A 12,109-nucleotide genomic window follows, 5' to 3' on the forward strand; every position below is an offset into this window, starting at 1 on the left:
GCTGTACAAGGTGGTCATGCCGCGCAGGCGGCGGCGAGATCACTCGCGGCCCGCATGACGAGTTCCTCGGTCGGGTTGACCCGGTTGATGTCGGCGACCGCCTCCATCAGCTCGAACACGTCGATGTCCACAGACTCGGCGCACCGCGTGATCAGCGGGAAGAAACTCGAATGCGTCTGGGTCAGGGCACCCACCAGTTGGTAGAGGCGGTCGTCGTGCAGCCGGGTCAGGGGGCGCATCCTGTCCTCGCTCAGCCGGCCGAGGGCCCGATAGTCGTAGCTTCCTGTGCCGCGGCTGCGCAGGATGGCCGCGAAGACCTCGGTGTTGGCGTTGCCGGCACCGCGGCCGATGCCGTCCAGAGTGGTGTCCACGAAGTGCGCGCCCCCTTCCATGGCGGCGATGGCATTGGCGTTGGCCAGGCCGAGGTTGTCGTGGCCGTGGAAGCCCAGCGGCACGTCAACGGTCTCTGCGATGCGACGGAACAGGGGCTCGACCTCGGTCGGCAGGTAGCCACCGACGGAGTCCACGAGATAGACACCGATGGCTCCGAAGCCCGCACAGCGCGCGACGGCGGTAGCCACTCCGTCGGTGTCCAGCACGTTGGTCTTCATCAGGTTGGCGAACGTGATGAGGCCGAGTTCACCGGCCAGTTCGATGAACTCCTGTGCCGGAGTCACGTCGGTGATGTCGACGCCGACCCGCACGAACCGCATACCCGCGGCAGCGGCCTGCCGTAGATGCTCGGTACGGGCGATGCCCGGGATGCAGAACATCCCCCACCGGGCCTCGCGAAGGGTGGACGCAGCAATCTCGAAGCAGCGCTCGTCGGACACCAACGCCGGCTTGTTGAGGGAGGTACCAGCATTCAGACCGAGCCCATGCCCCAGTTCGACATATCGGACGCCGGACATCTCCAGCCCGGACAATACGTTCGTGATGACCTCCTCACTGAATTGGAAGTCCACGGAATAGCTGCCGTCGCGAAGGGTGCAGTCGAGAATCTCGACGGGGCCACGGAACGGAAATTCAGGGATACCGCGCTGAAAGGTGGTCATGGCTTCCTCGGAAATCCTGGGTTGCGTCTGACGATGGGGCGTGATCATGGCTTTTGGGGGCGGCCGTTGCGGTCGGACGGCAGCCGTGCGGAGACGGTGGAATTCCGTCGACCTTCATCAGAACCGTCGGGTGCCTCAAGCCGCCTGGGTGTCGAGAATCGGACGTCGCTGCCGCCCCGAGACGTGCGGGAGCGAGGTGCTCCCGGCGAGCCGGCGCACGACGTTCAGCACACAGAACCTGGGTGGCCGCCCGGGAGCTACCGGCACCTGCCGGATCAGGCCGCGAAGCAGCAGAGCGTGCAGGTCGTGGGCGCTCGGCGGCTGGGCGAACGGCACTGCCGACATCTCGTCCGTGGTCCACGGCCGCGGCAGAGCGGCGGTCGTCTCCAGCAGCGGCAACAGCCGTGCCGGCAGGTCCCGGACCGCATCCCTCAGCGCCGCCGACAGGCAGGAATCGTCACCGGCCGGCGCGGAGGCGGGCGCGTCGACGAGGGCGAGCGGGTCCTTGCGCGCGACGCTCAGCAATTGTTCGGGCGAGTACAGGAGCAGCCACGAAGCAGCCGCCTCCAGCGCTCCCGGCAGCCCGTCCAGTGTGTGGCAGATCTCTGCCAGTGTCTGCACGAGTTCGTCGTCCGGCGCCAGATCGGGACGCATGTGGCTGGCGTGCAGGAGCATGAGGCCGAGTGCCGACTCGTCTTCAGGGTCGGCCACCGGAAGCGGGGCCAGCGGGAAGAGCCGACTGCCGGGGACAGGGTTCGGGCGTCGGGCGGTGATCAGCACCACCAGACGCGGGCAGGAGCGCAGCAGACTGAGCAGGGCCGGCGAGGTGGCCGCCGCTTCCTCGTGTCCGTCCAGCACGAGGAGGGTGGGTCGGTCCCGGATGACGGAGACCAGTTCCTCGTGGCGTCCACCGTCCGGACCCGGCCGCTGGTCCAGGGAGGAGCGCACCCAGCGCACGAGGGTCGCCTGCGGCCCGGTGGGCCTGGATACCGCGACCCGGGCGGCACCCGGAGCGGAAAGCCGGTCGCCGGTCACCCACAGCACGGGGGTGCGGTCCCGGTCGTGGATGACGGTCACTGCCTCCTGCACAAGCCGCGACTTGCCGACGCCCGGTACGCCGACAACGGTCAGCAGCCGTTCCTTCCCGGTGCCCAGCAGGGTCAGCAGGGTGTGCAGTTCGCTGCGGCGGCCGGCCAGCGGGTGCAGGGCGGTCGGCGGCGGCGCGAGGTCCGCCCCGTACACGTCGCCGAGCAAGGACTCCCCGGCAACACCGTCGACAGCCAGTTCGAGTGCCGCGCGCTGCGTGCCGTCCAGACGCATGGCATCTGCGAGCAGCGTCAGGGTTTCCTTGCGAGGGCGGGTCACGCGTTCCTGCTCAAGGTCGCGGATGGCCCGCACACTGACTGTGGACAGCCCGGCAAGCTGCTCCTGGGTGAGCCGGGCCCTCCTGCGGGCGTTCCGCAGCATCGCTCCGAGCCCCGGCGCCCAGACGTCGGCGTTCATTTGTCTCTCCGTTTCCTGGGTCCATCCCGCCACTGACTCCGTGCTCAGGGCGGCCCCTCGCCCGGAGTGATCCGGAGGACCTGGTCGCCCGCGTCGCCCGGATCACGGTTCGATGGTCGCCGGGCCCTTGTCCTCCGCGAACATGTGGTGGCCAGCAGGTGTCTCGCCCAGGTGCTGTACCTCGATCACACCGACCCCGATGACAAGCAGAGCGCTGAAGAACCCGATCAACCCAGCCAGCTTGTGCCGCATGTCCCGCCCCGATCCTTGGTGTTGCCCGGAGGTCTTCCGGACAACACGCATCGTGCCGGGCGGCGTTCCTGAACCATTCCCGATGCGATACCTGACCGGGACAGACTCCAGTCACATAGCCAATGACCTGCGAAGACGGGGAGAATCATGCCCTCACACAAGGGTGCGCGGCCGCCAGGCGAGACCGACGTTCCCCCTCGTGCCGGTGTCGACGGGGAATGTCTCCCCACCCTCACATTTCTCACCGACCGTTGAACCGCCTCCGCGGTACTCCGCACCAAGGCCTTGCCGAGAAACAAGTCGTCGCTTCCGGCTGTGGGGCTCGTTGTTCTGGTATGGGGAGACCGGAGGGGATCAAGGCCGTCATGGCAGCGAGGTTCCAGGTGTCTTGCCTCATCTGGACGAGCGTCAGCGTCGGCTGGCCATAGGGGCGGAAGCGCGGTCGTTGGGGCACGGTGGGATCAGGCTTGTTGCTGTCGCGGCGGGGGTGCGGGAGGGCACGGTCTCTCGCGGAGCGGCTGAACTGAAGTCTGGTCGGGCTCTGTTGGGGCGAGTCCGTCGTCCTGGCAGGGGCCGGAAGAAGGCTGTGGACCTTGATCCAGGACTGCGGCCGACGCTACTTGCGCTGGTCGAGCCCGACGAGCGGGGCGGCCCGATGTCGCCGCTGCTCTGGCCGACGAAGTTGACCCGGACGCTGGCAGCGGAGCTGTACCCGGCAGGGCCACGGGGTCTGCGCCGACACGGTCGCCTGCTGCGGGGGGAAGACTTCAGCCTGCAGGCCAACACCAAGACCAGCGAGGGCGCTCAGCACCCCGCCCGGGACGCCCAGTTCCGCTACCTCAATGAGCAGGCACGAGACCACAGGGACGCCGGTGACCCGGTGATCAGCGACGGGCAAGAAGAAGGAGCTGATCGGCGACTACATGAACACCGGGTGCCAATGGCGGCCCGCAGGACAGCCTGCCTCCCGGCTCCGGGCTCTGACCAGAACACGGCCCAGCACGGGCAGCCTCGTCCCTTCCCACCACCATCCCAGCACGGGAAAAAACGAAGGGCCCGACCCTGAAAAGCCGGACCCTTCCTGACCAGCACATTTGCCAGATCAGCGACGTGGTGGCACGTCACCCGCTACACGTTGAAGCGGAACTCCACCACGTCCCCGTCCTGCATCACGTAGTCCTTGCCCTCCATGCGCGCCTTGCCCTTCGCGCGGGCCTCGGCGACCGAACCGGTCTCCACCAGGTCGTCGAAGGAGATGACCTCCGCCTTGATGAAGCCCTTCTGGAAGTCGGTGTGGATGACTCCGGCGGCCTCGGGGGCGGTGGCGCCCTTCTTGATGGTCCAGGCGCGGGACTCCTTGGGGCCGGCCGTGAGGTAGGTCTGCAGGCCGAGGGTGTTGAAGCCGACGCGGGCGAGGGTGGCGAGGCCCGGCTCCTCGGCGCCGACCGACTCCAGCAGCTCCATCGCGTCCTCCTCGTCGAGCTCGGCGAGCTCCGCCTCCAGCTTGGCGTTGAGGAAGATCGCCTCGGCGGGGGCGACCAGGGCTCGCTGCTCGTCCTTGAACGACTCGTCGACCAGCTCGTCCTCGTCGACGTTGAAGACGTACAGGAAGGGCTTCGTCGTCAGCAGGTGCAGATCGTGCAGGAGCTCCTCGTTGCCGGAACCCTGGACGATGCCCGCCGAGAACAGGGTGTCGCCCTTCTCCAGGATCTCCTGCGCGGCCTCCACCGCCGCGACCTTGGGGCCGATGTCCTTCTTGATCCGCGACTCCTTCTGGAGGCGGGGCAGGACCTTCTCGATGGTCTGGAGGTCGGCGAGGATCAGCTCGGTGTTGATCGTCTCGATGTCGTCCTTGGGCGAGACCTTGCCGTCGACGTGCACGACGTTCTCGTCCTTGAAGGCGCGGATGACCTGGCAGATCGCGTCCGACTCTCGGATGTTCGCGAGGAACTTGTTGCCCAGGCCCTCGCCCTCGCTCGCGCCGCGCACGATGCCCGCGATGTCGACGAAGTCGACGGTCGCCGGAAGGATCTTCTGGGAGGAAAAGATCTCGGCCAGTTTCGCCAGCCGCGGGTCCGGGACGCCGACCACGCCGACGTTCGGCTCGATCGTGGCGAACGGGTAGTTGGCCGCCAGCACGTCGTTCTTGGTCAGGGCGTTGAACAGGGTCGACTTGCCGACATTCGGCAGACCGACGATTCCGATCGTGAGCGACACGTTGCGACTTCCCGTACGTGAGAGGAGACGTGAGGAGACTGGCGGCCAGGGGGCCGATCCACCAGTCTACGGCGTGCCGCAACACGCTCCGGCTGACCTCTCGAACGCATGGCCAAGGTCTTTCCCACCGCGTGTCCGAGGAGCGATTCCACACATAAACAGACCTAGGTTGGTCCAGTGGAGCAACACAGGACCCGCCCCCCGCACAACGGAACGCGACGCCCGGCCCCGGGAGCACCGCTGCCCTCGCAGGCCCGCGGTGAGCGACGGCCGGCGCCGCCCCGCCGCCCCCCGCCGCCCGTGGTCCAGACACTGCGACGATTGCCCAACCCCCGGCTCACCGGGCTCGGCGGCGGCCTGTTCTGCGCCGGGCTGATGGTCGCGCTCGGCTTCCTCGTCTCGCTGCTGTTCGGCTCGTCGCTGACGGTGTACGGGGTGCTGTTCGTGCCGGTGAGTGTGCTGACGGCGGTCTGGATGCGCCGGGGCGATCCGCTGACCGCCCCGATCATCGTCCCGATCGCCTTCGCCGCCGGGCTCGTCCCGGTCGCCGACAGCAGCGGCGGCACCTCGGGCCGCCTGATGGGACTGTTCACCGCGCTCGCCACACAGGCCGGCTGGCTCTACGCCGGCACGATGGCCGCCGGCATCATCGCGCTGGTCCGCAGGATCCGGCTGGTGCGGCGCCGCTCGCGCTGACGAGGACCGGCGGCACGAAGCGGACCTGCGGCTGCGCCTCTCTAACCCTCCGCCGCCCGCATCGCGGCCCCCACGATCCCCGCGTTGTTCTGCAGCTGCGCCGGGACGATCTCGGCCTTGATGCCCTCGATGTGCGGCAGGAACTTCTGGGCCTTGCGGCTGACGCCGCCGCCGACGATGAACAGCTCGGGCGAGAAGAGCATCTCCACATGGGCGAGGTACTTCTGGACGCGGTGGGCCCAGTGCTCCCAGGTGAGCTCCTCGTCCTCCCTGGCCTTGCTGGAGGCCTTCTTCTCGGCGTCGTGGCCGTGCAGCTCCAGGTGGCCGAGCTCGGTGTTGGGGACGAGGACGCCGTCGACGAAGACCGCGCTGCCGATGCCGGTGCCGAAGGTGAGCAGGATGACGGTGCCCTTGCGGTCCTTGCCCGCGCCGAAGTTCATCTCGGCGACGCCCGCCGCGTCCGCGTCGTTGACGACGGTCACCGGCAGTCCGCCGAGCCGCTCGCTGAACAACGCGCGCGCGTCGGTGTCGATCCAGCTCTTGTCGACATTGGCCGCCGTGCGGATCGTCGAGCCGCCGGTGACCACGCCCGGGAAGGTCAGGCCGACCGGTCCCGTCCACCCGAAGTGGTCCACGACCTGCTTCACCCCGTCGGCCACGCCGTCGGGCGTCGCCGGGTGCGGGGTGAACACTTTGTGGCGCTCCTGGGTGAGGTCGCCCTTGTCCAGGTCCACAGGGGCGCCCTTGATCCCGGATCCGCCGATGTCCAAGCCGAAGATCTGCATGGCCCTACGTTACGACGGACGACTGACAGTCACGCCTGCGAGGTCCCCTTACGCTCCGCGACCAGCGCCGCCGCCTCCTCGCGCAGGTCGCGGCGCAGTTCCTTCGGCAGCGAGAAGGTGATGGACTCCTCGGCCGCCTTCACGAGCTCCACGTCGCCGTAACCGCGCTGCGACAGCCACTCCAGGACCTCCTCGACCAGCACCTCCGGCACCGAGGCGCCCGAGGTCACGCCGACCGTGGTCACGCCCTCCAGCCAGGATTCGTCGATCTCGCTCGCGTAGTCCACGAGGTAGGCCTCGCGGGAGCCGGCCAGCTTGGCGACCTCGACGAGCCGCTTGGAGTTGGAGGAGTTGCGGGAACCGACCACGATGACCAGCTCGGCCTCGGCGCCCATCTGCTTCACCGCGAGCTGACGGTTCTGCGTGGCGTAGCAGATGTCGTCGCTGGGCGGGGAGATGAGCTGCGGGAACTTCTCCTTGAGGGCGTCGACGGTCTCCATCGTCTCGTCGACTGACAGCGTGGTCTGGGAGAGCCAGACGACCTTCGACTCGTCGCGGACCTCGACCTTGGCGACGTCCGAGGGGCCGTCGACCAGCGTGATGTGGTCGGGGGCCTCGCCGGAGGTGCCGATGACCTCCTCGTGGCCCTCGTGCCCGATCAGGAGGATGTCGTAGTCCTCATTGGCGAAGCGGACGGCTTCCTTGTGGACCTTGGTGACGAGCGGGCAGGTCGCGTCGATGGTGGCGAGCTTGCCGCGCGCGGCCTCGTCATGGACGACGGGGGCGACGCCGTGGGCCGAGAACATGACGATGTTGCCCGGCGGGACCTCCTCCGTCCGTTCGACGAAGATGGCGCCCTTGTTCTCCAGGGTCTGTACGACGTACTTGTTGTGGACGATCTCGTGCCGGACGTACACCGGAGCGCCGTACTGCTCCAGGGCTTTCTCGACGGCGATCACGGCGCGGTCCACACCCGCGCAGTAGCCACGGGGGGCGGCGAGCAGGACACGGCGGCCAGGCGAAGCAGTCATGCGTCCCATCGTAAGGCCGCGTTCGGCCGGTCGAAGATCGCGTGCCGGTGACGACGCCGGTCTGTTCTCCGGTATCGCGCTGAACTCAAGGCCGGAACCGGCCGCGTAAGTGACGGCCGGTGACGGTGCGTTGTCGTACCGGGCCGTTACGCTCGCGGCATGGCTGTGAACTCGACTCCCGAAGCGCCCCTGCCCGTCGGCGAGGTGTCGCGCCTGATCGGCGGCTGGATCGACCGCCTCGGTGCCGTGTGGGTCGAGGGCCAGATCACCCAGCTGTCCCGGCGCCCGGGCGCGGGCGTCGTCTTCCTCACGCTGCGCGATCCGTCGTACGACATCTCGGTGAGCGTCACCTGCTTCCGCCAGGTCTTCGACGAGATCGCCGACGTCGTCAGCGAGGGCGCCCGAGTCGTCGTACTGGCGAAGCCGGAGTGGTACGCGCCGCGGGGCCAGCTCTCGCTGCGGGCCGCCGAGATAAGGCCCGTCGGGGTCGGCGAGCTGCTGGCCCGGCTGGAGCAGCTGAAGAAGTCCCTCGCCGCGGAGGGGCTGTTCGCGCCGGAGCGCAAGAAGCCGCTGCCGTTCCTGCCGCAGCTCGTCGGGCTGGTCTGCGGCCGGGCCTCGGCCGCCGAGCGGGACGTCCTGGAGAACGCCCGGCACCGCTGGCCGGCCGTCCGTTTCGAGGTGCGCAACGTCCCGGTGCAGGGCGTGCACGCCGTCCCGCAGGTCGTCCAGGCGGTCAAGGAGCTCGACGCGCTGGACGACGTGGACGTGATCATCGTGGCGCGCGGCGGGGGCAGCGTGGAGGATCTGCTGCCGTTCTCCGACGAGCAGTTGGTGCGGGCGGTCGCGTCCTGTCGTACGCCGGTGGTGTCGGCGATCGGGCACGAGCCGGACACCCCGCTGCTCGACTACGTCGCCGACCTGCGGGCCTCCACGCCCACGGACGCGGCCAAGAAGGTCGTACCGGACGTGGGTGAGGAGTACGAGCGGGTGCGGGCGCTGCAGGACCGCGCGCGGCGGTGCGTCGAGTCCTTCCTCCAGCGGGAGGAGCGGGGCCTCGCGCAGGCCCTCGCGCGGCCGTCGATAGAGGATCCGCACCGGATGATCGACGAGCGCGCCGACCATGTGTCCTCCCTGACCGACCGCGGCCGCCGCACCCTGGGCCATCTGCTGGACCGCGCCGACTCCGAGCTGACGCACACGCACGCACGCGTGGTGGCCCTCTCCCCCGCCGCGACCCTCCAGCGCGGGTACGCCGTGCTCCAGAAGGCCGACGGGCATGTGGTGCGGGCGCCGGACGAGGTGACTGCGGAGGAGACCCTGCGGGCGCGGGTCGCCGAGGGTGAGTTCGTTGTCCGAGTCGATGCATAGGGTGGGCGGATGACCAGCAAGGTGGCGGAAGAGGCGCTCGGGTACGAGCAGGCACGGGACGAGCTGATCGAGGTCGTTCGGCGGCTGGAGGCGGGCGGTACGACGCTCGAGGAGTCCCTCGCGCTCTGGGAGCGGGGCGAGGAGCTGGCCAAGGTGTGCCGGCGCTGGCTGGACGGGGCGCGGGCGCGGCTGGACGCGGCGCTGGCCGAGGAGGAAGAGGCCGGGACCGAGGGCGCCGCCGAGTAGGAGACCTGGGTGATCTGTGAAGCGGATCACCACGCCCCGGTTTTTGTTGAAGGTTGAACTTCAGTCGCGTACGGTCGAGAGCGTCAACCGGTCCCCGGTCCGTTTCCGGGGTCGACGCACCCCCCGAGAAGGTTTCCCATGTCTCTCGTTCTTGACCCCGCCGCCCAGGACCTGCTGTTCCGCGAGGCCCGTACCGCGAACACCTTCACCGACGAGCCGGTGACCGACGAGCAGCTCCAGGCCATCTACGACCTGGTCAAGTACGGCCCGACCGCCTTCAACCAGAGCCCGCTGCGCATCACCCTGGTCCGCTCCGCCGAGGCCCGCGAGCGCCTGGTCCAGCACATGGCCGAGGGCAACCAGCCCAAGACCGCCACCGCCCCGCTGGTCGCGATCCTCTCCGCGGACAACGAGTTCCACGAGGAGCTGCCGGAGCTCTTCCCGCACTTCCCGCAGGCCAAGGACGTCTTCTTCAGCGAGCGCCCCGCCCGCGAGGGTGCCGCCGGGCTGAACGCCGCCCTGCAGGCCGCGTACTTCATCATCGGCGTCCGTGCCGCGGGCCTCGCCGCCGGCCCGATGACCGGTCTGGACTTCGAGGGCGTCCGCAAGGAGTTCCTGGACGACGACCACACCCCGCTGATGGTCGTCAACATCGGCAAGCCGGGCGAGGACGCCTGGTTCCCGCGCTCCCCGCGCCTGGCATACGACGAGGTCGTCACCACCGTCTGAGACGGCTGACACGCGACGAGAGGGCCCGGCTGCCTGGCAGCCGGGCCCTCTCGTGCGTCTCACGCCGTCTTGAGCGACTTCGCCATCTCGGCCAGCTGGGCGAACGATCCCGTGCCCGCGACCACCGTCGTCGCCCCGTCGCCGGTGTGCACGAGGGCGTCGTAGCGGCCGCCCGTGTACCGCGTCCAGGTGCGGCCCGCGATCTGCTGGGTCTGCTTCGTCACCTCTGCGCCCTGGCTGGCCTCGTCGATGAACGTCGACGGCTTCTGAGTCGACTGCTCGACCTGCACGTACTGATCACCAGGGGCCTGGAAACCCAGGTGCCAGGCGTCGGACTGGTCGCCCTGGAAGCGCACCGAGGTCGCCTTCCAGCCGCCCGGCAGGCCCTCGGGCGCGGCGACCGGGTAGGAGGCCGCGCGGCGGGCCGTGAGCAGCTCGACGCGGTAGTCGACCGTCTTGATGTCGGGAGCGGAGTCGTCGTGCGGGATGAACACGTAGATGACCGCCGCCGCGATCCCGATCAGGCCCAGGGAGAGAATCATGTCCCGGACCGTCTTCTGCTTGCCGTTCGAACCTGCCACGCCCCCTATCGTCGCAGGTGCCCGGTCCGCTCATCCGTGGGGTCCCCTGCTCATTTTGTCGGACTGAGGATAGAGTCGACGGTCGAACCCTCATCCGGCCGTCGTCGTATCAGAAAGGTGCGCTCCGATGACCGAGCATCATCATCTGCCGTCCGAACTCGAAGTCCCCTCCGAGGCCCCCGACCGCAACCTCGCCCTGGAACTCGTCAGGGTGACCGAAGCCGCCGCGATGGCCGCGGGCCGCTGGGTCGGCCGGGGCGAGAAGAACGGCGCCGACGGCGCCGCGGTGCGCGCCATGCGGTCCCTCGTCTCCACCGTGTCGATGAACGGCGTGGTCGTCATCGGCGAGGGCGAGAAGGACGAGGCCCCGATGCTCTTCAACGGAGAGCGCGTGGGCGACGGGACCGGGCCCGAGTGCGACATCGCCGTCGATCCGATCGACGGGACGACGCTGACGGCCAAGGGCATGCCGAACGCGATCGCCGTGCTGGCCGCGGCGGACCGTGGGTCGATGTTCGACCCGTCCGCCGTGTTCTACATGGACAAACTGGTCACGGGTCCCGAGGCCGCGGACTTCGTCGACATCAACGCACCGGTCTCCGTGAACATCCGGCGGGTCGCCAAGGCCAAGCGGTCCACTCCGGAGGACGTGACCGTGGTCATCCTCGACCGGCCCCGGCACGAAGGGATCATCAAGGAGATCCGGGAGGCCGGAGCGCGGATCAAGCTGATCTCCGACGGTGACGTGGCGGGGTCGATCTACGCGCTGCGCGAAGGCACCGGCGTCGACATGCTGCTGGGCATCGGCGGTACGCCCGAGGGGATCATCTCGGCCTGTGCCGTGAAGTGCCTCGGGGGAACGATCCAGGGCAAGCTGTGGCCGAAGGACGACGAGGAGCGGGCGCGGGCGATCGACGCCGGGCACGATCTGGACCGGGTGCTCATGACCGACGACCTGGTGTCCGGGGAGAACGTGTTCTTCGTGGCCACCGGGATCACCGACGGCGAGCTGCTGCGTGGTGTGCGGTACCGGTCGGAGACCGCGACGACCGACTCGATCGTGATGCGGTCGAAGTCGGGGACGGTCCGGCGGATCGACTCCGAGCACCGGCTCAGCAAGCTGCGGGCCTACAGCGCGATCGACTTCGACCGCGCGAAGTAGCTCGCACCTGAGTGAGAGGGCGCCCCCGGTGCGGAGGGGGCGCCCTTTCCTTTTGCCCTTGGTGTCGCCCTGCCCTTGTTGTCGCCCTTGCTTCAGCCCGCCTGGGCTATGCGCGCCGCCCTCGCCGCCTTCTGCAGTTCCAGGTCGCGGCGGCGCCTGCGGGCCAGGACCACCCGGCGTTCCGCTGCGGTCAGGCCGCCCCAGACGCCGTAGGGCTCGGGTTGGAGCAGGGCGTGTTCGCGGCACTCGACCATGACGGGACAGCGGGCACAGACGCGCTTCGCGGCCTCCTCGCGGGAAAGCCTGGCGGCGGTGGGTTCCTTGGACGGGGCGAAGAACAGGCCGGCCTCGTCGCGCCGGCACACCGCCTCGGTGTGCCATGGAGCGTCTTGGTCCCTGTCCCGCACTGGCACCCGCTGGGCCGGAACGGCAGCTACCTGCAGGGACGAATGCGGCGGTTGCAGCACGGTCTACTCCTGACGAC

At 69.1% G+C, this 12,109-nt stretch carries 13 protein-coding genes and 1 pseudogene; 6 read left to right on the forward strand and 8 right to left on the reverse strand.

Annotation, left to right across the window (positions count from 1 at the left end; translation table 11 throughout):
* Window positions 1-14: 14 nt before the first annotated feature.
* From M2157_RS17915 to M2157_RS17925, 3 genes are all read right to left on the reverse strand, one after another.
* Window positions 15-1,103: a hypothetical protein gene (locus M2157_RS17915; protein WP_280862777.1), complete on the reverse strand. Its 1,089-nt coding sequence runs from the start codon at window positions 1,101-1,103 to the stop codon at window positions 15-17.
* An 87-nt stretch (window positions 1,104-1,190) separates the two neighbouring features.
* The gene (locus M2157_RS17920; RefSeq protein ID WP_280865712.1) at window positions 1,191-2,558 is read right to left on the reverse strand and encodes a helix-turn-helix domain-containing protein; all 1,368 of its coding nucleotides are present in this window, start codon (window positions 2,556-2,558) and stop codon (window positions 1,191-1,193) included.
* 102 nt (window positions 2,559-2,660) lie between these two features.
* On the reverse strand, window positions 2,661-2,810 hold the full coding sequence (locus M2157_RS17925) for a hypothetical protein (RefSeq protein WP_280865713.1): 150 nt from the start codon (window positions 2,808-2,810) through the stop codon (window positions 2,661-2,663).
* Between the two features lie 325 nt (window positions 2,811-3,135).
* Between M2157_RS17925 and M2157_RS17930 the strand changes: the two are divergent.
* Window positions 3,136-3,727: pseudogene (locus M2157_RS17930) on the forward strand (ISAzo13 family transposase); the annotation flags it as partial.
* A gap of 211 nt (window positions 3,728-3,938) precedes the next feature.
* Here M2157_RS17930 and ychF read toward each other — a convergent pair.
* Complete coding sequence (gene ychF / locus M2157_RS17935; protein ID WP_280862793.1) at window positions 3,939-5,027, reverse strand: redox-regulated ATPase YchF; 1,089 nt, start codon at window positions 5,025-5,027, stop codon at window positions 3,939-3,941.
* A gap of 177 nt (window positions 5,028-5,204) precedes the next feature.
* Here ychF and M2157_RS17940 point away from each other — a divergent pair, with 177 nt between their 5' ends.
* Window positions 5,205-5,723 (forward strand): DUF6542 domain-containing protein, encoded by a 519-nt coding sequence (locus M2157_RS17940; RefSeq protein WP_280865714.1) that lies wholly within the window; start codon window positions 5,205-5,207, stop codon window positions 5,721-5,723.
* Window positions 5,724-5,764: 41 nt separating this feature from the next.
* Here the strand turns inward: M2157_RS17940 and ppgK are convergent, their stop codons facing one another.
* Both ppgK and M2157_RS17950 read right to left on the reverse strand, forming a co-directional pair.
* Complete coding sequence (gene ppgK, locus M2157_RS17945; RefSeq protein WP_280862795.1) at window positions 5,765-6,508, reverse strand: polyphosphate--glucose phosphotransferase; 744 nt, start codon at window positions 6,506-6,508, stop codon at window positions 5,765-5,767.
* A 29-nt stretch (window positions 6,509-6,537) separates the two neighbouring features.
* Window positions 6,538-7,548, reverse strand: a complete 1,011-nt coding sequence (locus M2157_RS17950; RefSeq protein ID WP_280865715.1) for a 4-hydroxy-3-methylbut-2-enyl diphosphate reductase — start codon at window positions 7,546-7,548, stop codon at window positions 6,538-6,540.
* Between the two features lie 150 nt (window positions 7,549-7,698).
* Between M2157_RS17950 and xseA the strand changes: the two genes are divergently transcribed.
* From xseA to M2157_RS17965, 3 genes are all read left to right on the forward strand, one after another.
* On the forward strand, window positions 7,699-8,907 hold the full coding sequence (xseA, locus tag M2157_RS17955; RefSeq protein WP_280865716.1) for an exodeoxyribonuclease VII large subunit: 1,209 nt from the start codon (window positions 7,699-7,701) through the stop codon (window positions 8,905-8,907).
* A 9-nt stretch (window positions 8,908-8,916) separates the two neighbouring features.
* Complete coding sequence (locus M2157_RS17960) at window positions 8,917-9,153, forward strand: exodeoxyribonuclease VII small subunit (RefSeq protein ID WP_280862797.1); 237 nt, start codon at window positions 8,917-8,919, stop codon at window positions 9,151-9,153.
* 138 nt (window positions 9,154-9,291) lie between these two features.
* A complete protein-coding gene (locus M2157_RS17965) occupies window positions 9,292-9,882 on the forward strand; it encodes a malonic semialdehyde reductase (protein ID WP_057609993.1) in 591 nt (196 codons plus the stop codon).
* A 59-nt stretch (window positions 9,883-9,941) separates the two neighbouring features.
* Here M2157_RS17965 and M2157_RS17970 read toward each other — a convergent pair whose 3' ends face one another.
* Window positions 9,942-10,463, reverse strand: a complete 522-nt coding sequence (locus M2157_RS17970; protein ID WP_280865717.1) for a DUF4245 domain-containing protein — start codon at window positions 10,461-10,463, stop codon at window positions 9,942-9,944.
* A gap of 127 nt (window positions 10,464-10,590) precedes the next feature.
* Here M2157_RS17970 and glpX point away from each other — a divergent pair, with 127 nt between their 5' ends.
* Window positions 10,591-11,625, forward strand: a complete 1,035-nt coding sequence (glpX, locus tag M2157_RS17975; protein WP_037719931.1) for a class II fructose-bisphosphatase — start codon at window positions 10,591-10,593, stop codon at window positions 11,623-11,625.
* A gap of 92 nt (window positions 11,626-11,717) precedes the next feature.
* Here glpX and M2157_RS17980 read toward each other — a convergent pair whose 3' ends face one another.
* Complete coding sequence (locus M2157_RS17980; protein ID WP_079072149.1) at window positions 11,718-12,092, reverse strand: WhiB family transcriptional regulator; 375 nt, start codon at window positions 12,090-12,092, stop codon at window positions 11,718-11,720.
* Window positions 12,093-12,109: the final 17 nt, after the last annotated feature.

Source organism: Streptomyces sp. SAI-127 (genome assembly GCF_029894425.1).
GTDB lineage: Bacteria > Actinomycetota > Actinomycetes > Streptomycetales > Streptomycetaceae > Streptomyces.